Source organism: Streptomyces sp. NPDC050535 (assembly GCF_044457665.1).
GTDB lineage: Bacteria > Actinomycetota > Actinomycetes > Streptomycetales > Streptomycetaceae > Streptomyces.
Map to the genome: position 1 here is coordinate 229,287 of NZ_JBITHE010000003.1, position 22,826 is coordinate 252,112.

A 22,826-nucleotide genomic window follows, 5' to 3' on the forward strand; every position below is an offset into this window, starting at 1 on the left:
CCGCAGGCCGGGCCGAGACCCCAGCCCGGCCGCCGACCGGGGCGCGGATGAAGTTCCCCGGCCCGACTCGCGCGCCTCGGTGAACGCGAACAGCGCCTCGTCCCGTCGCCCGCCCCGCGGTGAAGGTCACCGGTCCGCCTGCCGACTGAGCCGCGGTGAAGGTCGCCGGCCCGCCCGTCGGCCGGGTCGCGGAAACAAAGGTCCCCGGCATCCCCGCCGGCAACAGAAGGAGATCATCTTGGACCCCAGCATCACGCTCCCCCGACTGCCGGACCGCGAGCCCATGCTCATCGGCGGCGCGTGGACCACGGGCGCCGCACGGGAGTGGATCCCGGTGCTCGACCCCGCCACCCGGAAACAGCTCACCTCCATCGCCCAGGCAGGCCCCGAGGAGGTGTCCGCCGCGGTCGCCGCCGCCGTCGCCGCGCACCGCGACCGCCGCTGGCGTGGACTCCCGCCGCGGCAACGCCGTGACGTCCTGCTGCGCCTCGCCGACCTGGTGGAGCGCGACGCCGAACAGCTGGCCGTCCTGGACACACTGGACAACGGCAAGGCGATCGAACGGGCGCGCGGTGACGTGGACCTGGGCCTCCAGGCCATCCGCCATTTCGCCGGCGCCCCGGCCCGGCTGACAGGCACCGTGCACGCCGCGGCTCCCGACCGGCACGTCTACAGCGTGCGTGAGCCGGTGGGCGTGGTCGCCGCCGTCCTGCCGTGGAACTTCCCCTTCATGATCGCCGCGTGGAAGCTCGCCCCGGCCCTCGCCGCCGGTTGCACGGTCGTGGTCAAACCGGCCGAGCAGACCCCGCTCACCGCGCTGCGGCTGGCCGCGCTCTGCCTGGAAGCGGGCGTGCCCGAGGGTGTGGTCAACGTGGTGACGGGGGACGGACGAACGGGCGCGGAGCTGGTCGCACACCCGGACGTGGCCAAGGTGTCCTTCACCGGCTCCACCGAGGTGGGGCGGTTGATCATGGCCGCGGCGGCGCCGACCGTGAAGCGGCTCACGCTCGAACTCGGCGGCAAGTCCCCCAACATCGTCTTCGCGGACGCCGACCTCGACACCGTGGTCCCGAACGCCGTACGCGCGGTGTTCGGGCACTCCGGTCAGATGTGCACGGCGGGGAGCAGGCTGCTCGTGGAGCGCACGGTCCTCGAGGAGTTGGTTGAGCGGCTGGTCCCGGCGGTGGAGGCCCTGCGGATCGGCCCCGGCCTGGACGGCGGCGTCAACATCGGTCCGCTGGTCTCCCAGGAGCAGTACGACCGGGTCACCGGCTATGTCGAGCTGGGCCGCTCCGAGGGCGCCGAGGTGGCCGTGGGCGGCAAACCGATGCCCGGTCCCGGCTGGTTCGTACGGCCGACGGTGTTCACCGGGGTCGCCCCCGGCATGCGGATAGCCCGGGAGGAGATCTTCGGGCCGGTCGCCACCATCATTCCGTTCGACACGGAGGACGAGGCGGTCTCCCTGGCCAACGACAGCGAGTACGGGCTCGCCGCCGGGGTGTGGACGAGCAGCCTGGCCCGCGCCCACCGCACCGCCGCGGCACTGGAGGCGGGGACCGTGTGGATCAACACGTACAACGAGTTCGACCCCGCCGTGTCCTTCGGCGGGATGAAGCAGTCCGGCCTCGGCAGGGACCTCGGCGACAGCGCCGTCGACGGGTTCACCGAGCTCAAGAGCATCACCGTCGCCCTGTGAGCGCCCCCGTGGACACCGTCTCCACTCCCCCGGCGCCGCCCGGCCGCGCCCTGGACGTCGCGGCCGAACGCGCCCGCACACCGGGCTCGTTCACCGGCCATCACTTCAACGCCGCCGGGGCGGCCCTGCTCGCCACGGACACCGTCGAGGCGGTCATCGACCATCTGCGCGCGGAGAGCCTGTCGGGCGGCTACGAGGCAGCCAAGCTCGCCGCCCCCGCCCTGGACGCCGTCTACGCGCGTACCGCTCAACTCCTGGGCGCCCGGCCGGAGGAGGTCGCCCTCGTGGAGAGCGCGACCGCCGGCTGGCAACGGGCCGTGTCCGCGCTGCGGCTGCGCCCCGGCGACCGGGTGCTGGCCGCCCGGTCGAGCTATGTCAGCAGCGCGCTGCACCTGCTCTCGGCCGAGCGTGATCACGGCGTCCGGGTCGAGGTGCTGCCCAACGGGTCCGATGGGGCTGTGGACTTGGAGGCGTTGGAAGCAGCACTGCGCACCGGCCCCGCCACCCTGGTCACGGCGGCTCATGTGCCGACCTCCTCGGGTCTCGTCGAACCCGCCGCCGGAATCGGCGCGTTGGCCCAGGCACACGGAGTGCCCTTCCTGCTGGACGCGACCCAGTCGCTCGGCCAGTTGCCGGTCGACATGGACGCCATCGGCTGCGACCTGCTCATCGGGACCGGCCGCAAGTTCCTGCGCGCCCCCCGCGGCACCGGCCTGCTCGCGGTGCGGCGCCCTCTCCTGGACCGGCTCGTCCCCGAGGCGCCCGACGTCCGGGGCGCCCAGTGGATCGCCGAACGGAGCTGGGAACTGGTACCGGACGCCAAGCGGTTCGAGCTGTGGGAGGCCGCGCACGCCCTGCGCCTCGGACTCGGTGCCGCACTGGCCGATCTGAACGCGCTGGGCGTGGACACCGTCGCCCGGCACCTGGCGACGGTCGCCGGCGCGCTGCGCGAACGCCTCGCCGTCCTCCCCGGCGTCCGTGTCACCGACCCGGCGGCCGCGGGCGGAGCCATCGTCACCTTCGTGGTCGACGGGATGGACGCGGCCGACGTGCAGCGTGAACTCGCCCGCCGCCAGGTTCACTTGATCGCGGTACCGGCGTCGCACGGCCGCTGGGACATGGATCCCCGGGGCCTGGCCAAAGTGGTACGGGCCTCGGTGCACGTCTACAACGACAACGCCGATGTGCACGCCCTGGTCGAGGCGGTGCGTGAGATCGCCCGCCCGCGCGGCGGCTCGGCCTCGCGTAACATCGCGCCCTCTGCCGGTTCGGCTCCTGTGCACGTGTCCTCGGCGACTCCGACCGACACCGCCCCCGTCTCCCGTCCGGCGCGCCCCGACTCCCGGCTCCGCGACGCGATCGTGGTCGGTCTCGGTGTGCACGGCGGGGCCGCCCTGCACCGGCTGGCCGCACGCGGACTCGACGTCCTGGGCCTGGAGCAGTACACGCTGGGCCACGATCTGGGTTCCTCGCACGGTGCGACCCGGATGATCCGGCGCGCCTACCCCCACCCCGACTGGGACGGTCTGGTGGACACCGCGTACCAGGCCTGGACGGAGCTGGAGCGGGCCTCGAAGACCCAACTGGTCGACATCACCGGTGGGTTGTACGCGGCGCCGGTGGACCGCCCCGATCCGGTGCGCGGCCCCGGCTGCCGACAGGTCGGTGCCGAGGAGGCCGCGCGGATCTTCCCGGGGCTGCGGCTGCCCGCCGGGTTCGGTGCGGTACACGATCCCCGGGCCGGGATCATCGACGCGCAGGAGACTCTTCGGGCGCAACTCGCCCTGGCCGAACGGTCGGGAGCCGCCATCCGGGACGGCAGCCCGGTCATCGGCTGGGAACCGGACGGCGACCAGGTCGTGGTGCGCACCGCCGATGCCGTGCTGCGCGCCCGGCGTCTGCTGCTGTGCACCGGCCCGTGGACCGCGTCCCAAATACCGTCACTGGCATCCCATCTGACGGTCACTCGAATCGTCAATGCCTACTTCGCCGCCGATCCGGCGGGCCCGCTTGGCCGGTCCGGTCTGGGCAGCTTCTCGGTGGATCTGCCCCAAGGCCTGCTGTACGGGTTCCCGGCGGCCGACGGACGCGGTCTCAAGGCGGGCCTGGACAACGGCCCGGCCTGGGATCCCGACGCGCCGCGTCCACCGGCCACCGGCAGTGAACTCGCCCTGCTCACCGAAGCGGTGGCCCAGGTACTGCCCGGGGTGGGTCCGGTGACCGAGAGCCTGACATGCCTCTACACGATGACGGCCGACCGGCGTTTCGTGGTCGGCGAGGTGCCGGGGATACCGCAGGTGCTGGTGGCGTCGGCCTGTTCGGGGCACGGTTTCAAGTTCGGACCGGCTCTCGGCGAGGCACTGGCGGATCTCGTGTGCGGTACCGCCCGCCCGGATCTCGGCTTCCTGTCCCCGGCCCGGCTGTTTCCCGGTGAGGCCCGGTGAGGGGCCCCACCCGGTCGGCCGGGCCCCGCGTCCCCTCAGCCGTGGAAGACGGTCTGCGAGCGGCGCTCGTACCAGGCCGTCAGATGCTCGCCCGCGCCGATGACGTGCTCGCGCATGACCTCCTGTGCGCGGTCCGCGTCGTGATCGGTCAACGCCTCGATGAGCGCCTCGTGTTCGCGGATGTTCAGCTTGCGGTGGCGCTCGTCGCCGGCGAGGGCGAGCGAGGAGACGTTGCGCGGGAAGGTCTCGTTTATCCGGTCGATCATCCGGCTCAGCCAGGGGTTGTCGGCCGCCTCGCAGACGACCGTGTGGAAGCAGTCGTTGGCGGCCGTCGTGGCCGGACTGCCGCCGCCCTGATCGTCGGCAACACGCTCGGCCGCCTCCCGCAGAACGGCGTTGTGCTCACGCAGCACCGCGAGTTGACTCTCCGTCACACGCGAGGCGGCTCGCCGGGCGGCCAGGCCCTCCAACTCGGCGCGTACCTCGTACGCCTGGCGCACCTCCCAGGGCGCGGGCACCCGGACCACCGCGCCGCGGTTGGGCTGCATCTCGATCAGCCCGCCGTTCTGGAGCTGACGCAGCGCCTCGCGCACCGGCGTGCGGCTGACCCCGAACTCGGTGGCCAGCGCCGCCTGGCGCAGCGGTTTGCCGATCGCCAGCTCGCCGTTCATGATCCGCGCGCGGATTCGGGCCGCGATGTCGTCGACGAGGGGGCCGTCGTCAGTCTGGGGCGTCATCGGAGTCGGTCAAACCCTTCTCGGGGTCGGTCGGAGGGTGCGCGGTGGTGGAGCAGTTTGCCACGCGGTGGCCGGCGTCCACAGTCAATCATTTTTGGATCCACTTCCATAATATCCGCATCCAATGGGAGCAGTACATGACTCTTGATTTCGCCAAGGCCATCGACGTGTCGGTCCCGGTCCACCCCGGCATGCTGCACTGGGGGCGCCGCCCCGAGATGGAGATCGTCGAGTCCCGTACCGCGGGCGACCCGTCCAACGTCAGCCGCTGGCGCATCGGTGCCCACACCGGCACCCACATCGACGCTCCCGCCCACTTCGTCGACGGCGGGAAGACGGTCGACCGGCTCGACCTGTCCGCGTTGAACGGCACCGCCCGGGTGCTGGACCTCACCCATGTGAAGAAGCAGGTCACCGCCGCCGATCTCGACGCGGCCGGTCTCGGCGACGAGGAGCGCGTGCTGCTGCGCACCAGCAACTCCGAGGGGGTACTGCGCAGTCCGTGGAAGGCCCGGGAGTGGGTCGGACTGGCGCCGGACGGCGCGGAACGCCTCATCGAGGCCGGGGTGCGCACCGCGGGCATCGACTACCTGAGCATCGAGGCCGTCGCCTACACCACTCACTGGGAGACCCACCAACTGCTGTGCGGCGCCGACGTGTTGATCCTGGAAGTGGTCGATCTACTGCACACTCCGGCCGGAGTGTACGACATGCTCTCCCTCCCGCTGCCGTTGCAGGGCGCCGAGGCCGCCCCCTCGCGCACCGTGCTCCTGCCGAGGGACGAGGCGTGACCGCCGCCACCCGGCTGGTCGTGGCCGCACCGCACCCGGCGGCGCTGACAGCCGCCCGGCAGGCCGCGGCCCGGGGCGCCAACGCCGTGGACGTGGCGCTGGCGGCGGCGGCCGCCCTCACCGTCGTCTATCCCCACCAGTGCTCCCTGGGCGGCGACTTGACCGCCCTCGTCCACTCCCCCGACGGCACGGTGCGGGCGGTGCTGTCGGCAGGCGCCGCCGCACACGACGTGGATGTCGAGGCGCTGCGCGCCGCGGACGGGCGGATGCCCGCGCAGGGCCCGCAGACGGTGACCGTGCCGGGCGTGGTGGCCGGCTGGACCGCGCTCGCCGAGGCGCACGGCACTCCGGGCGCCCTGGCCGCGGCCCTGCGGGACGCCGCCGTACTCGCCGAGGAAGGTGCCACCGTCTCGGCGGGTCTGGCGCGCGCCGCGCGTGAGCAGGCCGCGCGGATCGCCGTGGATCCCGGGCTCCACACGCTGCTGAGCGATGCCGACGGGGCACCGCTCGCCGAGGGCGACCCGCTCCCGCAGCCGCGCCTCGCCGCCGTACTGCGCGCACTCGCGGACGATCCGTCGTCCTTCTACCGGGGTGCGGTGGCGCGGGCGTTGGCGGACGGGCTGCGCCGGGCAGGCAGTCCGCTCACCGCGAGCGACCTCGCGGCCCACCGCGCGGAGAGCGTCGAGGCGTTGGTGTTCGACGCGGCCGGTACCCGCTGGTGGGCAGCGCCCCCGCCCAGCCAGGGCGCGACCCTGCTGGCCGTGCTGGAGGCCGCGACGGCCGCCGCGAAGCTCCCCGAGCCTGAGCGGACCGGTGTCCTGGTGGCCCGCTGCCAGGACGCCTCGGCGGCCCGTGACCGCCTGCTGGGCGATCCGCGCGGTGGCGAACCCGATCTGGACGGGCTGCTGCGGCCGGCGCCCCTCGCCGGTGCCGAGCCGCCGAAACCGTCCTTCCGGCCGGCCGGGGACACCGTCGCGATCACCGCGGTGGACTCGACCGGACTGGCCGTCTCCCTGATCCAGAGCGTCTACCAGACCTTCGGCTCCGGAATCTGCGATCCGGACACCGGCATCGTGCTGCACAACCGGGGCTCGGCGTTCAGCCTGCGGCTCGGGCATCCGGCGCTCATCGGCCCCGGGCTGCGGCCACCGCACACCCTGTGTCCCGTGCTCGGCCGATCAACCGACCTGCTGCTGGCGGCCGGTTGTCAGGGCGGCCGGGCCCAGCCGCAGATCCTCGCGCAGACGGTCCCGGAGCTGATGGATCCGGCCGCCGACCCCGCCGCCGTGCTGGACCGCCCGCGCTGGGTGACCGGCGCCCGCGACATCGGCCACGAGACACCGACCCTGCTGGCCGAGCCCGGATCGGTACCGGCCGCCTTCCCGTCGGCCCTGCCGGTCGTCGTCACGCCCGGCCGTACCGATCTGGCCGGTCACACCCAGGCCGTACGGCTGACCGCGGACGGCCGGCTGGACGGCGCCGCCGATCCACGCGCCGACGGCGGAACCACGCACCACACCTTGGAAGGAATCTCGCTGTGAGCACCCTCGCCCCCGAACCCGTACCCACCGAGGCACCGGATCCGCTGGACCCGCTCACCCTCGCCGAACTGGCCGTCGCCGCGAAGGTGTTGAAGTCCGACGCCCGGGTCACCGAGGACGCGCGCTTCTGGGGCGTGACCCTGGACGAGGACCACGCCCGCCGGGCCGCCCCGGGCGAGGCCCGGCGGGCCCGCGCGGTCGTCATCTGCCCCTCCGCCCGCATCGCCTACGAGGTGGATCTCGAACTCGGTGACAAGCCGCAGACCACCGCCTGGCGCGAGCTGGACGTGCGCAGCCCCGGCTGCTCCTCCGAGGAGGCCCGCCAGGCCGCGGCGGTCTGCCGGGCGGACCCGCGCTTCCGGGAGGCTCTCGCGCTGCGCGGTATCCACGACGTGTCGCTGGTGATGGTGGACCCGGAGTCGATCGGCGGCTTCGAACCGCCCGAGTACGCGGACCGCCGGCTGACCTGGGGCAGCGTCTGGCACCGTACCTCCGAGGACGACAACGGCTATGCCCGCCCGGTGCAGGGTGTGGTGCCGATCATCGACATGGAGTCCATGGAGGTCCTGCGCATCGAGGACCACGGGCTGGTCCCGCTGTCGGAGGAGTCCGGGGTCTTCGCCGCCGGGGTGGTGCCCGAGCGGGCGGGGCTCAGGCCGCTGGAGGTCGTCCAGCCCGATGGTCCGAGCTTCACGGTCACCGGTCGGCGCCTCGACTGGCAGGGCTGGTCGGTGCGGGTCGGTTTCAGCCACCGCGAGGGCCTGGTCCTGCACGACCTCACCTTCGACGCGGCCGGCAAGGGCCCGCGGCGGGTGATCCGGCGTGCCGCCGTCAACGAGATGTACGTCCCCTACTTCGACACCGCGTCCACGCAGTACCGCAAGAACTTCTTCGACTGGGGCGAGTACGGCGCGGGTCCGCTCACGAACTCCCTTGCCCTCGGCTGCGACTGTCTGGGCGTCATCCAGTACTTCGACGCCGCGGTGCTCGGCGGCGACGGCGTCCCCCGGCTGATCCCGAACGCCGTCTGCGTGCACGAGGAGGACGACGGCATCCTCTGGAAGCACCACGACGGCCGCACCGGCCGCACGGAGGTACGCCGCTCCCGCCGCCTGATCATCTCGGCATTCGCCACCGTCGCCAACTACGACTACGGCTTCTACTGGTCGCTGTACCAGGACGGTTCGGTGATGCTGGAGATCAAGATGACCGGCATCCTCTCGGCCACGGGTGTGGCGGAGGGCGAGGAGACCCCGTACGCCCGCCGGGTCGCCCCCAACGTCGCGGTCACCAACCACCAGCACTTCTTCGGCGTCCGTCTCGACATGGCGGTGGACGGCTCCCGCAACCGGCTCGTCGAGGTCACCGCCGAGCACGAGAGTGACCCGGAGCTGGACCCGTACGGCAACGCCGCCCGGACCGTGCTGCGCCCGATCCTCAGCGAGGCGGAGGGCGGCCGGCGCACCGACCCGTCGCGCGCGCTGCACTGGCGGGTGGAGAGCAGCGAGGCCCGCAACCGGATGGGCGAACCGACCGCCTACCGGGTGCACTTGGAGAACACCGCGGTGCTTCCGGTTCGCGAGGACAGCGTGTGTGCGCGGCGAGCCCCCTTCGTGGGGCGGCAGTTGTGGGCGACCGCCTACGACCCGGACCGGCGGTTCGTGGCCGGGGAGTATCCCAACCAGGCCGAGCCGGGCGCGGACGGCGTACACAGGTGGCAGGAGGAGAACCGGTCGTTGGACGGCACCGAACTGGTGCTGTGGGCGACGGTCGGCTCGCACCATTTCCCGCGCCCCGAGGAGTGGCCGGTGATGCCGGTTGCCAGGGCGCGGCTGCGGCTGGAGCCCGATGGGTTCTTCGACCGCAATCCCGCTCTGGACGTGCCGGCGCCCGTCTCCTGCCATGCGCCGGGTCCCGCGGACCCGGCTCCTGACCACTGCTGCGGATGATCCCGCCCCGGCCGACCCGAGCGGCACCATTCGCCCACGAGGTCACTGACGGTCGACCCCGTCCACCGGGCGGCGGAGCCTTCACCTGAGGGAGGGCTCCGCCGCTGAACCGCCCTCGGCTCGGGGCTGACGGCGGCTGCCTTCCCCGTCCGGGTATTGGGTGGCGGGGAGGCCTGCCGCCGTACGTCAAGGGCGTCCCTCACGCCTCGGCCCGCCGCCCTGACCAGCCAAAATCGGCGCAGCAGGTGATGTTGCGGAGAGTCGGGGAAGAAGTTGCGGCAATCGCTAGGAGGTTGCCGTGGAGAGTAGAGATCTGGAACTGGGCGAGGTGCTGACCGCTGCGGAGGCGGCTCCGCCCGGTGAGTCCGTCGACGTGGTGGCACACGACCTGCAAAAACGGCTCGGTGCCGAGCAGGTGTCCTTCCTGTTCGTCGACCTCATCGGGCAGCGGCTGGTACGGCTCGCCGCGGCCGACACCGAGACCGCCGACCTTGCCGAGGCGGTCGACCTGCAGGGCAGCGTCTACGACAGCGTTCTGCGGAGCCAGCTTCAGCATGTGGAACCGGACGGACAGGGCGATCTGCTCGTCATCACGCCGGTCACCAACCGCGGCGACTGCATCGGCGTCCTGGAGGTGACCCTGCAGAGCGCCGACGACGCCGTACTGCGGCAGGTCCGCGACGCGGCACACGCGCTGGCCTACATCATCGTCACGGACCGCCGCTTCACCGATCTGTACCATCTGGGCGGGCGTACCACCCAGACCAGCCTGGCCGCGGAGATCCAGCACCAGCTGCTTCCCTCGGCCCCCTGCTGCGAGGCGCCCCAGTTCACCCTCGCCGCCGGGCTGGTCCCGGCCGACGACATCGGGGGCGACACCTACGACTACACCCTCGACCGCGACACCCTGCACCTGTCCATCACCGACGCCATGGGGCACGACACCAGCTCCGCGCTGCTGGCCACCCTGCTGGTCGGCGCGCTGCGGCAAGCCCGTCGCAGCGGCTGTGACGCCCTCAGACAGGCCCGCCACGCTCACCAGGCCCTGCTGAGCCACGACCTCGGCCTGGCCACCGGGCAACTACTGTGTGTCAGCCTGGATACAGGCTTGTGCGAACTGGTCAACGCCGGTCACCCGCGGCCACTGCTGCTGCGGGACGGCAAAGTCGAAGAGGTCAGACTCTTCGCCAACCTGCCTTTCGGCGTGGTGGCACCCACCGCCTACCGCCTTCAGGAACTTCAGCTGCGTCCCGGAGACCGCCTGATCCTTCTCACCGACGGCATGCAGGAGCGCGAAGCCGCAGCCGTCGACCTCGCCTCGATCGTTCGCGACACCCGCGCGCTGCATCCGCGAGAAGCCGTCCGAAGCCTGACCGCCGCGGTGCTCGACACCTGCCGCGGCAGCCTCAGGGACGACGCCACGGTCCTGATCCTGGACTGGCACGGCAATCGGCTCCCGTCCGAGAGCAAACCGCCCGACAGCGATGAGCCGCGGCGGCCCACTCCCTAGGCGATGTGGGCCGACCGGACTCCGGCTCACACACCCAGCGACGGCAGCCGCACCTCACCGTCGCGGACGCCGACGGGAGCGACGGCAGCGACGGCAGCCAGGACTGCCGGTGCGGAAAGCCGAGCGTGCGGCTCGCTGTGTCAGCGGGTGGCGAGGAGTTCGAGCGTGTCGATGACGCGGTTCGAGAAGCCCCACTCGTTGTCGTACCAGGCGACCACCTTCACGTGCCGGCCGTCGACCCTGGTGAGGGCCGAGTCGAAGATCGCCGAGGCCGGATTGCCCGTGATGTCGGAGGACACGAGCGGGAAGTCCGAGTACTCGAGGATGCCGGCGAGCGGCCCCTCGGCCGCGGTGAGGTAGGCCGCCAGCACGTCCTCGCGCGTCACGTCACGGGCGACGGTCGTGTTGAGCTCGACGAGAGAGCCCACCGGAACCGGCACACGGATCGAGTCGCCCGACAGCTTGCCGGCCAGGTTCGGCAGCACGAGGCCGATCGCCTTGGCTGCGCCCGTCGTGGTCGGCACGATGTTGACGGCGGCCGCCCGGGCGCGACGGGCATCGCGGTGCGGACCGTCCAGCAGGTTCTGCTCCTGCGTGTAGGCGTGCACCGTGGTCATGAAGCCGTGCTCGATCCCGGCGAGTTCGTCGAGCACCGCGGCCAGCGGTGCGAGCGCGTTGGTCGTGCAGGAGGCGTTCGAGACGATCGTGTGTACGGCCGGGTCGTAGGTGTCGCTGTTGACCCCGAAGGCCAGCGTCACGTCGGCGCCGTCCGACGGCGCGCTGACCAGCACTTTCTTCGCACCCGCGTCGAGATGGGCGCGGGCGGCCTTGGCCGACGTGAAGCGGCCGGTCGATTCGAGGACGATGTCGACAGCGAGTTCGGCCCACGGCAGCCGCGCCGGTTCGCGCTCGGCGAGCACCTTGACGCGACGGCCGTCGACGACGAGGGCGTCCTCGTCGGCGGTCACCGGGCGGCCGAGCCGGCCGGCCGTGGTGTCGTAGGCGAGCAGTCGAGCGAGGGCGGCGGGCTCGGTCAGGTCGTTGACCGCGACGACTTCCAGGGTGCTGTCGCGTTCGAGCAGTGCGCGCAGCACGTTGCGTCCGATGCGGCCGAATCCGTTGATGGCGATGCGAGTCATGAGTGGTGTCCCTTCGGTTCGCCACCAAGGCTCGCTCGCGGTCTCCGGCCCGGCCAGTGGCGGGATCGCCATGGTTCAAAAGAATCGCGCCAGGCGCGGCACTACTGGCGGCGGGCTACACGGCGTGGGCGAGGCAACCCTTTACAGGCCAAGGCGGCGGGGCTACTCACCGTGCGCGAAGGTACGCCGGTACTCGCTCGACATGGCGCCGAGGGCTACTCGCCGTGCGCGAAGGTACGCCGGTACTCGCTCGGCGTCGTGCCCAGGATGCGCTGGAAGTGCAGCCGCAGATTCGCACCGGTGCCCAGACCGACGTCCGTGGCGATCTGCTCGACACCCCGCTGCGAGCGTTCGAGCAGCTCACGGGCCATGTCGATACGGGCTCGCATGACCCACTGCATGGGTGTGCAGCCGGTCTCCTCCACGAAGCGCCGCGAGAATGTGCGCGGCGAGACCGCTGCCTGCCGGGCCAGTACCTCAAGGGTGAGGGGCCCGTCTAGCCGGTGCAGCGCCCACTCACGGGTCTCGGCGAACCGCTCGCCGAGCGGCTCGGGCACGCTCCGCGGCACGTACTGCGCCTGACCGCCACTGCGGTAGGGAGCGGCGACCAGTCGCCGGGCCGCGTGGTTCGACGCGGCCACCCCGAGATCACCGCGTACGACGTGCAGGCACAGGTCGATGCCCGAGGCGGCGCCGGCCGACGTGAGCACGCTGCCCTCGTCGACGAACAGAACGTTCTCGTCGACCTGGACGAGCGGATGCCTCACCGCCAGCGCCCGTGTGTAATGCCAGTGCGTCGTGGCACGCCGGCCGTCGAGCAGGCCCGTCGCGGCGAGCGCGAAGGCACCCGTCGAGATGGCCGCGAGCCGCGCACCCCGGCCATGGGCGGCGATCAGCGCCTCGACGACAACCCGCGGTGGATCGTCACGGTCCGGAAACCGATAGCCGGGGATGAAGACCATGTCGGCCCACGCAAGCGTGTCCAGACCATGGGCGACGTGGTACGAAAGGCCGTCGCCGCCCGTCACCAGACCAGCTGCCGCACCGCACAGCCGCACCTCGTACGGCATGCTCGCGCGCGTCGAGAACACCTGCGCCGGGATTCCGACGTCGAGCGGCTTCGCACCCTCGAGCACGAGAACGGCGACACGACGCAGACGGGAAGCTGACACCGGGACAGGGTACGCAGGGCGCGGGCCCGATCAGAGCCAGGGCAGAGGGCCGGCCGTGCGCGGGCAGGTGAACGAACGGCTCACCCGTCCCACAGCACATGCAGCGTGGCGGGCTTACGGAAGACCAGACCGCGCGGAGCGGTGGGGTGGTCCGGATCCAGGCGCAGGCCGGGGAGACGTTCGAGCAGACGCTGGAGGGCGATGCGGGTCTCCAGACGGGCGAGGTGCGCGGCGAGGCAGTAGTGCGGGCCGTGTGCGAAGGCCAGTTGGAGACGCGCGTTCTCGCGGCGGACGTCGAAGCGATCGGGGTCGGGGAAGACGGCCGGGTCGCGGTTGGCACCCGTCAGGGAGACGGTGACCAGGTCGCCCCGGCGGATCGCGGCCGGGCCGAGGACGATGTCGCGGGTGGCGTACCGGTCCACGACCGCCGCTCCGGGTTCCAGGCGCAGGGATTCCTCGATCGCGCCGTCCAACAGGTCCAGGTCGGCGCGGACCAGGGCGAGTTGGTCGGGGCGTGGCAGTAGGTGGAGCAGCGCGTTGGTGATCATCGCCTCGGTGGTCTCGATGCCGCCGAACATCAGCACCGCGGCGTTGGACGCGACCTCGGGCACCGTCAGTTGCCCGGCCGCGGAGCCGAGGAGCGACGACGTTCCCCGGTCCGCGACGGTGGCCTCCACGGCGGCCCGCAGTTCCGCGTACGCCGCGGCACCTGTGGGCGCCGCCTGGTGTCCGGCGGTGATGTCCGAGACCGCGCGCACGATGGAGTCGTACCAGGCGAGGACGGTGGCCGCCGTCGTGCCGACCAGCCCGAGTGCCTCGGTCACGACAGCGACGGCGAGCGGTCCCGCGAAGGCGCGCCGCAGTTCGACGGCGCCCGCGGGTTCCAGCGCGGTGATGAGCCGGTCCGTCTCCCGCTCGATGAACGAGGCGAAGCCCTCGCGCACTTCCCGGGGGCGGAACGGAGCGGTGAAGGGCTCACGGTGGCGGGCGTGTCGGGCGCCGTCCAGCGAGAGCATGCTCGGGCCGACGACCTGGGCGGTGGAGAACCGGGGGTCGTCGACGGTGAACGTCGTGGCGTCCCGCATCACGCTGAGCGCGAGGTCGCGCCGGGTCACCAGCCAGCCGTCCAGCTCGGGCAGCCAGGAGACGGGCTCGTGCTCACGAAGCAGCGCCAGTCGCCGATGCGGGTCCTGGGCGAGTTCGGTGAGCGAGGTCGCGGCACCGAGCGGAAAGGGGTCGAGGACGCTCATGACGAGCCTTGGCCGGGAAGGGGGTAACCGATCACGGCCAAGGCTAACAACCGCTCCGTACGCGGATTCGGTCAGGAGCCGACGTACGCCGCCAGGTGCTCGCCGGTGAGGGTGGAGCGGTCGGCGACAAGGTCGGCGGGGGTGCCCTCGAAGACGATTCTGCCGCCGTCGTGACCCGCGCCCGGGCCGAGGTCGATGATCCAGTCGGCGTGCGCCATGACCGCCTGGTGGTGCTCGACGACGATGACCGACTTGCCGGAGTCGACGAGCCGGTCGAGCAGGCCGAGGAGTTGCTCGACGTCGGCGAGGTGGAGGCCGGCGGTCGGCTCGTCGAGAACGTAGATGCCGCCCTTCTCCGCCATGTGGGTCGCCAGCTTGAGCCGCTGCCGCTCGCCGCCGGACAGCGTGGTGAGCGGCTGCCCGAGGCTGAGGTAGCCGAGCCCGACGTCGGCGAGCCGGCCGAGGACGGTGTGCGCGGCCGGGGTGCGGGCGTCACCGGTGCCGAAGAACTCCTCGGCCTCGGTCACCGACATCGCCAGCACCTCGCTGATGTCACGGCCGCCGAGGTGGTACTCGAGGACCGAGGCGTCGAACCGCTTCCCCTCGCAGTCCTCGCAGGTGGTGGCCACGCCGGCCATGATCGCCAGATCGGTGTAGATCACGCCGGCGCCGTTGCAGGTGGGGCAGGCGCCCTCGGAGTTGGCGCTGAACAGGGCCGGCTTGACGCCGTTGGCCTTGGCGAACGCCTTGCGGATCGGTTCGAGGAGTCCGGTGTACGTCGCCGGGTTGCTCCGCCTGGAGCCGCGGATCGCGCCCTGGTCGACCGACACCACGTTCTCACCTGCCGGGATCGACCCGCGCACCAGCGAACTCTTGCCGGATCCGGCCACACCCGTGACGACCGTCAGCACCCCGAGCGGGACGTCGACGTCGACTCCCTTCAGGTTGTGCGTCGAGGCGCCCCGGATCTCCAGCGCCCCAGTGGGCTTGCGCACGGACTCCTTGACCGCTGCCCTGTCGTCGAAATGGCGGCCGGTGATGGTGCCGCCGGTCCGCAGCCCCTCGACGGTGCCCTCGAAGCAGACGGTGCCGCCCGCCGTACCGGCGCCGGGACCCAGGTCGACCACATGGTCGGCGATCACGATGGTCTCCGGCTTGTGCTCCACGACGAGCACCGTGTTGCCCTTGTCCCGCAGCCGCAGCAGCAGGTCGTTCATCCGCTGGATGTCGTGCGGGTGCAGCCCGATGGTGGGCTCGTCGAAGACATAGGTGATGTCGGTGAGCGCCGAGCCGAGGTGGCGGATCATCTTGACGCGCTGCGCCTCGCCGCCCGACAGCGTGCCCGACGGCCGGTCGAGCGCGAGGTATCCGAGGCCGATCTCCACGAACGAGTCGAGGGTCTGCTGGAGCGCGCTGAGCAGCGGTGCCACCGAGGGCTCCTTGAGGCCGCGGACCCATTCGGCCAGGTCCCTGATCTCCATCGCACAGGCGTCGGCGATGCTGATCCGCTTGATCTTCGAGGAGCGGGCGCCCTCGCTGAGCCGGGTGCCTTCGCACTCGGGGCAGGTGGTGAACGTGACCGCGCGCTCCACGAACGCCCTGATGTGCGGCTGCAGCGCCTCCTTGTCCTTGGACAGGAACGACTTCTGGATCTTGGGGATCAGCCCCTCGTAGGTGAGGTTGACGCCGTTGACCTTGACCTTGACCGGCTCCCCGTAGAGGAAGTCCTGGAGCTCCTTCTCGGTGTACTCGCGGATCGGCTTCTGCGGGTCGACGAAGCCGGACTGGGCGTACACCTGCACGGTCCACTGGCTGTCCGACTTCCAGCCGGGAATGGTGAACGCGCCATCGGCGAGCGACTTGGAGTCGTCGTAGAGCTGGCTGAGATCGATGTCGGAAACCGAGCCGCGGCCCTCGCAGCGCGTACACATACCGCCGGTGCGGTTGAAGGTCGCCTTCTGCGCCTTGGTCTTGTTGCCGCGCTCGACGGTGATCGCGCCGCTCGCCCGGACCGAGGCCGTGTTGAAGGAGTACGCGCTGGGCGGACCGATGCTCGGCTTCCCGAGCCGGCTGAAGAGGATGCGCAGCATCGCGTTGGCGTCGGTGGCGGTGCCGACCGTGGAGCGCGGGTCGGCGCCCATCCGCTGCTGGTCGACGGTGATCACGGTGGTCAGCCCGTCGAGGACGTCGACCTCGGGCCGCGCCAGCGTCGGCATGAAGCCCTGTACGAAGGTGCTGTACGTCTCGTTGATCAGCCGCTGCGACTCCGCGGCGATCGTGTTGAAGACCAGCGAGCTCTTGCCCGAGCCGGAGACGCCCGTGAACACCGTCAGCCTGCGCTTCGGGATCTCGATGCTGACGTCCTTGAGATTGTTCTCGCGCGCGCCGTGCACGCGGATCAGGTCGTGGCTGTCGGCAGCGGTGTGCGGCGCAGGCGACTGCGTGTCCGTCCTCGTGGCCATGGTCGTGGTGTCTCCATCTGTCGGGCGGGGCCGCCTGCGCGGTCTCCGTCGGCGTCGCCCGGCTCGTCTCCGGTCGGCTTCGAGAAGTACGTCTGGTTCTACATTTACGGGCGCGGTAGCGGCAATGGTCCGCCGCCCGTTCGATCAGCGGCGCGGCAGACGCACCGGTCGATGCGGTGGCCGGCGCACCGGTCAGCGGCGTGACCGGCACACGCAGATCGAACGAGTGTACGCATCACCGCACCGCGATGCCCGGTGCCACGCAGACGCCGACGCCGGGCACGGGAGCGGAGGCGGGGGCGGCGCTCATTGGTCCTGGAGCAGCCCGAGGACGTTGCCGTCGAGGTCGACGACGGCGGCCACCAGACGACCGCCACCGACGTCGTGCGCGGGCTCCTTCACGGTGGCACCCGCCGCGGTGACCTCGGCCAGCTTCGCCTTGATGTCCGGCACCTGCCAGTAGGCCACGGGTGAGGTCATGTCCTGCGGTCCCCCCTTCGGCACGAGCCCGATGTGCTGGCCCTCGACCTCGAAGCCGACGTAGTAGGACTCGTCGGCCGTCGGCTCGACGCCCAGCAGTGCCGCGTACACCGCCTTGGCCTTCGCCAGGTCGGACACGGGGTGCAGCACGGTCTTGATTCCCTGCGTGGAAGAACTGGTCATGGTCACTCCTGAAGCCGTGGGTCACATCGACCCGGTGGGACGGTCGGGTTCGAAGACGAACGGGAAACTCGGAGCCCCTCGGTCACCGTCGCCGGCGTCGGTCCGGGGTTCGTCGTCGGTACGCCGGGACCGGCGCCCGGCGATCGACGTGCCGGGGGCCGCGGGTGCCGCGCCGGAAGACCGGGAACGCGTCCGGGCCGTCGTACGCGAGGCAGCTGTCGTGAATCGCGCTGTCCATAACCTTCACGCTAGCTCCGGCACGCTGACCGGCGCTTCTCGAATCCTGACCGGTCCGCTCGGCCGGACGGTCCAGCGAGGCTGCCGCACGGTCCGCCGAGGCTGCCGCTCGGTCCGCCGAGGCTCAGGGGGTCGGGATGCCACCGGGCCGGGCGGGACGTCCGAGCCGGACCGGCACTCCCGGCGAGTACAGCACGCTCACCGGCTCGCCCAGCGGTACCGGCACTCCGGCGGCCGCGACGAGGTTCTCCTCGCACGTGATCAGCTCCGCACGGTGCAGCGGCCAGCGCGGATGGTGGTTCGGAAGGTATCCGACGTCGCCGAGGAACGCGTTGTGCATCCCCCATCGCGCCGTCAGGAAGTGCTCCAACTGGGTTGGTTCCACGACGCGTTCACCTTTGCGCAGGACGACTCGGCTGTACGCGCCGTGGGACCCCGGCCAGCGCCTCGAACTGGTGTAGGTGACGAGGTCGTCGTCGGTACGGACGGCCATACGGGACCACACGTACGGCAGCCGGAAGCCGAGCCGTCCCATCAGCACGGGCACGAGCCGGGAGGCGTCCATCGACCGGAAGACCACGCCGCGCCGTCCATGGGCGTCCACCGAGTACAGGCGCACGTTCGTCTCCGGGAACGTGCCCAGATACGGCACCCCGGGCGACCACAGCCAGCCCACCCGGTGCATCCGGAAGGCGACCAGGCCCACGTAGCTCACCCCGTCGAGCGTGTCGGGGACGGTTCCGTCCGGCAGCAGTCCGGCGATGTCGTCCGGGTCGACCGCCCAGTGGACGAAGGCGAGATCCAGCCACTGCTGGGTGAGCAGCGGCCACTTCAGGACCATCGGCGGGTCCGGGGTGACGGGCTCGGGTATCCGCGGTGTGGTCGTCACCGCGCCAGCATCCCAGACGGAGGCGGGAACACCTCCACCGCTCGTGGTCACCCGGGAACCCACGACGGTCGCCCGACTCTCACCCGGATGTCGGATGTCCTCGCCGGTGACAGTTCTACTCTGTCGGGACGACACAGGAATCAGTAGCGACACCTTCTGGGAATGCTTGAGCGGGAGCCCGACCGCCGGGACCGAGACCTCGGTGGCGAAAGGAACAGCGCGTGGATGAGGCGGCGGCAGGATCTGCCTCGGGAGAGCCTGAGCAGCAGGCGCTTTTCGAGTGGTCGGACACCGCGCCGGCGCCCGCACAGGCAGGGGCGTTCCGGGACAGCCCACAGGCGCGTCGGATGCTCGACGTGCGGGAGGTCTACGCCGAGCCGGAAGCCCTCAACTCCCCGCGCGGAAGGCAGATCATGGCCCGGCTGCCGGGAGTACGCGTGACCGAGGTCGCCGGCCACTGGCGCATCCCCTCCCTCCACGGCAACGACGGCAACATCGCCCGGTGGGTCCGCGTCAAGACCGAGACGCTCGTCCTCGGGGTCAAGCACACGCTCACGACGCGCCCCAACGGCAGGTCGGCCGACTGGATCGCCCCGGGCCCCTCCAACGGCTGCGCGATGGCCTGCGCCTACTGCTACGTCCCGCGGCGCAAGGGCTACGCCAACCCCATCACGCTGTTCACCAACATCGAAGCCATCACGGCCCATGTCCGGCGTCACGTACGGGCCCAGGGACCCAAGACCGAACCCAACCAGTGCGATCCGCAGGCATGGGTCTACGACATCGGCGAGAACGGCGACTGCTCCGTCGACGCCCTGGTCTGCGACAACACGGCAGATCTCATCGCCGCGTTCCGCGGCCTGCCGACGGCGAAGGCTTCCTTCGCGACCAAGTTCGTCAATCCCGACCTGCTCGCACTGGACCCGCAGGGGCGGACCCGAGTGCGCTTCTCCCTCATGCCGGCCACCGACGCCCGACTGCTGGACATCCGCACCACCCCGATCGCCGAGCGGATCGCGGCAGCCGCGGACTTTCTCGACGCGGGATACGAGGTCCACTTCAACCTCTCCCCCGTCGTGCTGCGCCCGGGGTGGCAGCGGGACTGGGCCGACCTGCTCATCCACCTCGACGACGTCCTGCCCGCCCGGGTGAAGGAGCAGGCAGCGGCCGAGATCATCATGCTGACCCACAACCAGTTGCTCCACGAAGTCAACCTGGGCTGGCATCCCCGCGCCGAGGACGTGCTGTGGCAACCCGACGTCCAGGAGACGAAGCGCTCCCAGAACGGAGCCCTCAACGTCCGCTACGACCTGACGACCAAGCAGCGCTCTCTGACGCGAATGCGGCAACTCCTCGCAACGCACGCGGCGTGGCTACGCGTCAGGTACGCCTTCTGAGTGGTCGGCCTTCGCCGGGCCGCCCGCTGTCGGTGCGGGGTTCGTCAGCAGGATTCGGTCAGTTTGACCGTGGCGAAGTCGATGGTCGTGTCGACGGGGTGTTCGCCCGGCTCCGGGTTCTGGGAGCAGACCTGCCAGTTGCGGTCGAGAACCTGGAAGCGGCCCGCGCCGGTGGCGTCGGACGAGGTGAGGCTGTAGAAGCCAAGGGCCTGGGCTTCGTCCTGGGCGGTCTGGAGGACCTTGCCCGTCATGTCGGGGAGCGTCGCGGTCTCTTGTTCCGCGGCGGGGGTCTCCTCATCGACGCTCGGGGTGGCGGCGGGGGCGCTGGCGGCGGGCGCGGGATCCTTGGGAGGGGTGCTTTCCTGGCTGGTCGTCGGCGCCTGCGTCTGGGTGGTGGTGTCCTCGGCCTCGCATGCCGCGAGCGTGAGGAGTGCGGTGGCGGCGAGTGCGACGGCGGTACGGGTGTTCATGGGTCCCCCGGTAACTCAGGTGTGGATGTGGGGGGTACGACACCTGTGTGGGCCGTGGGGTTGCGGGTGTCGCCGGTTGCCACTCGTACGGGTGGCCCTGCACGCTGCGGCGAGGCCCCTGGAGGTCGCACCAACTGCGGCGCCGGCGGTCGGCCGGAGCGTAATGCCGGCTCCGCCCCGTGTTGCTACAGACGACTCGTCCGACTCACCGGTCGGGACAAGGCTTTGGGCGGTCCGTTTTGACACTCGCCTTGGCCCCGAGGTGTGTCTACGCTCATGGGAACGGCTGTGCCGTTGCCAGCGCTCCTTGGACTCGCGGATGAGGTGTGACCGGTAGTGGACATTCGATCGGGCGGCGATGGGCCGAACCAGGATCAGATCGCGGAGCTGCGGGCTCGGGCTGACGCCGGGGACAGGAACGCGGCAGGGCGGTTGGGAGAGCTGCTGGCCAAGCGCGGTGATCAGGAAGGCGCCCTGGAGTTGTGGGCCCGGACCTACGGCGCCGACTCGCCCACCACAAAGCGACTGGCTGAACTGCTCGCCGAACGTGGCGATTTGGCAGACGCGGTGACGGTGTGGACGTTTTCGGACGTGGTGTGGCAGAACCCGGCCGGTCTCCACGCGGAGTACTTGGACACGCTGGATGCCCTTGACCGTTTGGAGTGCGAGGACGATCCCGAGGACTGGGCCTTCATAGAGGCGGAGGAGTTGGCCGGACTGCTGGCCGAGCGGGGTGATGAGGCCGCGCTCGCGGAGTTGCGGGCTCGCGCCGACGCGGGCGATCCGGCCGCGGCGAAGCGGCTGACTCAACCGCGCATGTGATCCCGCGGACGCGCGCGGCATGTCACCCGCCACGCGCCTTCATGTCTGCTGAGCAGGCTCATACGTCTCGGCAGCGAGTCCGAACGTCCACGCCACTCCCTCACGGGCCGTGCGGGTCGTGGGCGGGACGCGCAGCCAGTAGGTGCGGCTCGTGCCATCGGGCTCCGGTGTGGAGTTGACGACCTCCACCATCACCACGTCCTCGTCGCCGACGAGTGCGACCCGCCACAGGACGCCCGTCTCGTCGCGGTGCACCGGAACCGCGCCCGACTCCTCCAGATAACGGTCGTAGCCGTAGAACTCCAGCATGACGCGGCGCAGTTCGGCGTTCTCCTCGCCGCGGATCCGCTCGGGTGTCAGCGCGTCGAGTTCGGCGAGGAAGGTGCTCGGGACGGGCATCCCGCGCCACGCGTAGAGCTCGAAGCCGTCCGCGTAGCGCAGTGCCGGGCCGTCTCCCCTGTCCAGGCGTCCGGCCTCGTCGCGGTGCAGACTCAGCGGCCGTTCGCTGATGACCGCCACTTTCTCGTAGGGCCACCACCAGCCCGAGTGGCGGGCCACCGCCGCGATTCCGGCCAGAGGGCTCGCGTCGTCGGGGTCGAACGCGCTCAGCCACGCCGCGTCGTGCTGGCCCAGCGTCGCGTCCAGAAGCAGCAGCCGGATCCGGCTCTCCTCGTGCCGGTCGGTGGCGAGGTCCTCGACGATCGCCGTCCGCACCCGCTCGGTCAACGTGCGGGTCGACTCCCACAGAGCCTCCCCCGTGGCCCGCCAGTGACCGCTCCATCCCGCGGGTCCGAGCCGCTGGTGCGCGCGCTCGCGTTCCGCTGCCCAGTTCCGGCCGACAACAGCCTCGCGGACACTGTGACCGGTGTCTCCGAGTCCCGCGGCACTGCCGGGTGCGGCCCCCATCAGCATGCGCACGGCCTCGTGGGGCGAGCGCGTCCACACGATGCGGGCCGGTGCGTCAAGCCCTGCCTGCCGGTAGGCGCGCCGGACGCCCTCCTCGGCCGCCGCCCGGTCGCCCGCTCCGGTCCGCGTCGCCGTGACACGCCAACTGCTCTGTTCCATCTCGCTGTTCCTCTCCGAACGCCCTGTGTGGCACTGCCGGTCCCCTCACTCCTGCCGGGGGGGAATGCCGTCCCGCTCCCTCATGAACCGCTTCGCATCGGCGGGTGGACCGCCGCCGGAAGTGTCAGTCGGCGACGATCCGTACCGAGCCCGGCACGTACTCCCGCTGACGGATCACCCGGTACCAGCCCTTGTGCAGCGAGATCGCCCCGTGCTCCTCGTGGACGACCCGCGCGCCGTCGGGAACGTGCAGCAGCATCGGGCCGAACACTCCGGCTTCCCGGATCAGCCGTCCTGGACCGACCACGGCATGCGCGTGCCCGGTGACCTCACCGAGGGCCAGCACGAGCCGTCCGCGTCCGTCCCGCGGCTCGGACAGCGCGTCGAGCGCGTGGTCCGGCACCGCTCCCTCGTCCAACGGCACGATCAGCACGTCTCCTTGGCGGAACATGGGTCTCCCTCCCGTCGCGGCACGAGGTGTGCCGTGGGAAAAACCGTAGAGGCGACCACTGACAATCGGCTTCTCCCCTCTCCTCCGCGCCCTATTGGCGCCCCTGTCCGTCGCGATGTCAGTGGGGCTTGGTAGAACTCC

General features: G+C 71.2%; 18 protein-coding genes. 8 read left to right on the forward strand and 10 right to left on the reverse strand.

All coding sequences use genetic code 11. From position 1 onward, the window contains the following. The first annotated feature begins 238 nt into the window (after nt 1-238). Together ACIBLC_RS09095 and solA are read left to right on the forward strand one after the other, a co-directional pair. Nucleotides 239-1,696, forward strand: coding sequence for an aldehyde dehydrogenase family protein (locus ACIBLC_RS09095; RefSeq protein WP_399210101.1), 1,458 nt, complete (start codon nt 239-241; stop codon nt 1,694-1,696). Next, a complete protein-coding gene (solA, locus tag ACIBLC_RS09100; RefSeq protein ID WP_399210102.1) occupies nt 1,693-4,140 on the forward strand; it encodes an N-methyl-L-tryptophan oxidase in 2,448 nt (815 codons plus the stop codon). Before ACIBLC_RS09095 ends, solA begins: the two co-directional genes overlap by 4 nt. Nucleotides 4,141-4,175: 35 nt before the next feature. Here the strand turns inward: solA and ACIBLC_RS09105 are convergent, their stop codons facing one another. Next, complete coding sequence (locus ACIBLC_RS09105) at nt 4,176-4,877, reverse strand: GntR family transcriptional regulator (protein ID WP_399210103.1); 702 nt, start codon at nt 4,875-4,877, stop codon at nt 4,176-4,178. Between the two features lie 137 nt (nt 4,878-5,014). Here ACIBLC_RS09105 and ACIBLC_RS09110 point away from each other — a divergent pair, with 137 nt between their 5' ends. The 4 genes from ACIBLC_RS09110 (at nt 5,015) to ACIBLC_RS09125 (ending at nt 10,668) form a co-directional block, all read left to right on the forward strand. Beyond that, complete coding sequence (locus ACIBLC_RS09110; RefSeq protein WP_399210104.1) at nt 5,015-5,668, forward strand: cyclase family protein; 654 nt, start codon at nt 5,015-5,017, stop codon at nt 5,666-5,668. Next, nucleotides 5,665-7,209, forward strand: a complete 1,545-nt coding sequence (locus ACIBLC_RS09115) for a gamma-glutamyltransferase (protein WP_399210105.1) — start codon at nt 5,665-5,667, stop codon at nt 7,207-7,209. Before ACIBLC_RS09110 ends, ACIBLC_RS09115 begins: the two co-directional genes overlap by 4 nt. Then, nucleotides 7,206-9,158: a primary-amine oxidase gene (locus ACIBLC_RS09120; protein WP_399210106.1), complete on the forward strand. Its 1,953-nt coding sequence runs from the start codon at nt 7,206-7,208 to the stop codon at nt 9,156-9,158. Before ACIBLC_RS09115 ends, ACIBLC_RS09120 begins: the two co-directional genes overlap by 4 nt. Nucleotides 9,159-9,456: 298 nt before the next feature. Beyond that, complete coding sequence (locus tag ACIBLC_RS09125) at nt 9,457-10,668, forward strand: PP2C family protein-serine/threonine phosphatase (RefSeq protein ID WP_399210107.1); 1,212 nt, start codon at nt 9,457-9,459, stop codon at nt 10,666-10,668. A 140-nt stretch (nt 10,669-10,808) separates the two neighbouring features. Here the strand turns inward: ACIBLC_RS09125 and gap are convergent, their stop codons facing one another. The 6 genes from gap to ACIBLC_RS09155 form a co-directional block, all read right to left on the reverse strand. Next, nucleotides 10,809-11,807, reverse strand: a complete 999-nt coding sequence (gene gap / locus ACIBLC_RS09130; RefSeq protein ID WP_399210108.1) for a type I glyceraldehyde-3-phosphate dehydrogenase — start codon at nt 11,805-11,807, stop codon at nt 10,809-10,811. 215 nt (nt 11,808-12,022) lie between these two features. Further along, nucleotides 12,023-12,979, reverse strand: coding sequence for a GlxA family transcriptional regulator (locus ACIBLC_RS09135; RefSeq protein ID WP_399210109.1), 957 nt, complete (start codon nt 12,977-12,979; stop codon nt 12,023-12,025). A gap of 80 nt (nt 12,980-13,059) precedes the next feature. After that, the gene (locus tag ACIBLC_RS09140) at nt 13,060-14,229 is read right to left on the reverse strand and encodes a cytochrome P450 (RefSeq protein ID WP_399210110.1); all 1,170 of its coding nucleotides are present in this window, start codon (nt 14,227-14,229) and stop codon (nt 13,060-13,062) included. A gap of 71 nt (nt 14,230-14,300) precedes the next feature. Continuing rightward, on the reverse strand, nt 14,301-16,691 hold the full coding sequence (locus tag ACIBLC_RS09145) for an ATP-binding cassette domain-containing protein (protein ID WP_399210111.1): 2,391 nt from the start codon (nt 16,689-16,691) through the stop codon (nt 14,301-14,303). Nucleotides 16,692-16,997: 306 nt separating this feature from the next. Further along, a complete protein-coding gene (locus tag ACIBLC_RS09150; RefSeq protein ID WP_399210112.1) occupies nt 16,998-17,354 on the reverse strand; it encodes a VOC family protein in 357 nt (118 codons plus the stop codon). Between the two features lie 361 nt (nt 17,355-17,715). Further along, the gene (locus ACIBLC_RS09155; protein WP_399210443.1) at nt 17,716-18,432 is read right to left on the reverse strand and encodes a YqjF family protein; all 717 of its coding nucleotides are present in this window, start codon (nt 18,430-18,432) and stop codon (nt 17,716-17,718) included. Between the two features lie 269 nt (nt 18,433-18,701). Here ACIBLC_RS09155 and ACIBLC_RS09160 point away from each other — a divergent pair, with 269 nt between their 5' ends. After that, entirely contained in the window at nt 18,702-19,877 is a 1,176-nt protein-coding gene (locus ACIBLC_RS09160) for a spore photoproduct lyase family protein (RefSeq protein ID WP_399210113.1), read from the forward strand. A 44-nt stretch (nt 19,878-19,921) separates the two neighbouring features. Here ACIBLC_RS09160 and ACIBLC_RS09165 read toward each other — a convergent pair whose 3' ends face one another. After that, nucleotides 19,922-20,347 (reverse strand): PASTA domain-containing protein, encoded by a 426-nt coding sequence (locus ACIBLC_RS09165; RefSeq protein ID WP_399210114.1) that lies wholly within the window; start codon nt 20,345-20,347, stop codon nt 19,922-19,924. 336 nt (nt 20,348-20,683) lie between these two features. Here ACIBLC_RS09165 and ACIBLC_RS09170 point away from each other — a divergent pair, with 336 nt between their 5' ends. Further along, nucleotides 20,684-21,169 (forward strand): hypothetical protein, encoded by a 486-nt coding sequence (locus ACIBLC_RS09170; RefSeq protein WP_399210115.1) that lies wholly within the window; start codon nt 20,684-20,686, stop codon nt 21,167-21,169. Nucleotides 21,170-21,208: 39 nt separating this feature from the next. On the opposite strand, the gene ACIBLC_RS09175 is transcribed toward ACIBLC_RS09170, so the two are convergent. Together ACIBLC_RS09175 and ACIBLC_RS09180 are read right to left on the reverse strand one after the other, a co-directional pair. After that, entirely contained in the window at nt 21,209-22,234 is a 1,026-nt protein-coding gene (locus ACIBLC_RS09175) for a DUF6745 domain-containing protein (RefSeq protein ID WP_399210116.1), read from the reverse strand. A gap of 124 nt (nt 22,235-22,358) precedes the next feature. Next, nucleotides 22,359-22,685 (reverse strand): hypothetical protein, encoded by a 327-nt coding sequence (locus ACIBLC_RS09180; protein ID WP_399210117.1) that lies wholly within the window; start codon nt 22,683-22,685, stop codon nt 22,359-22,361. Nucleotides 22,686-22,826 lie beyond the last annotated feature (141 nt).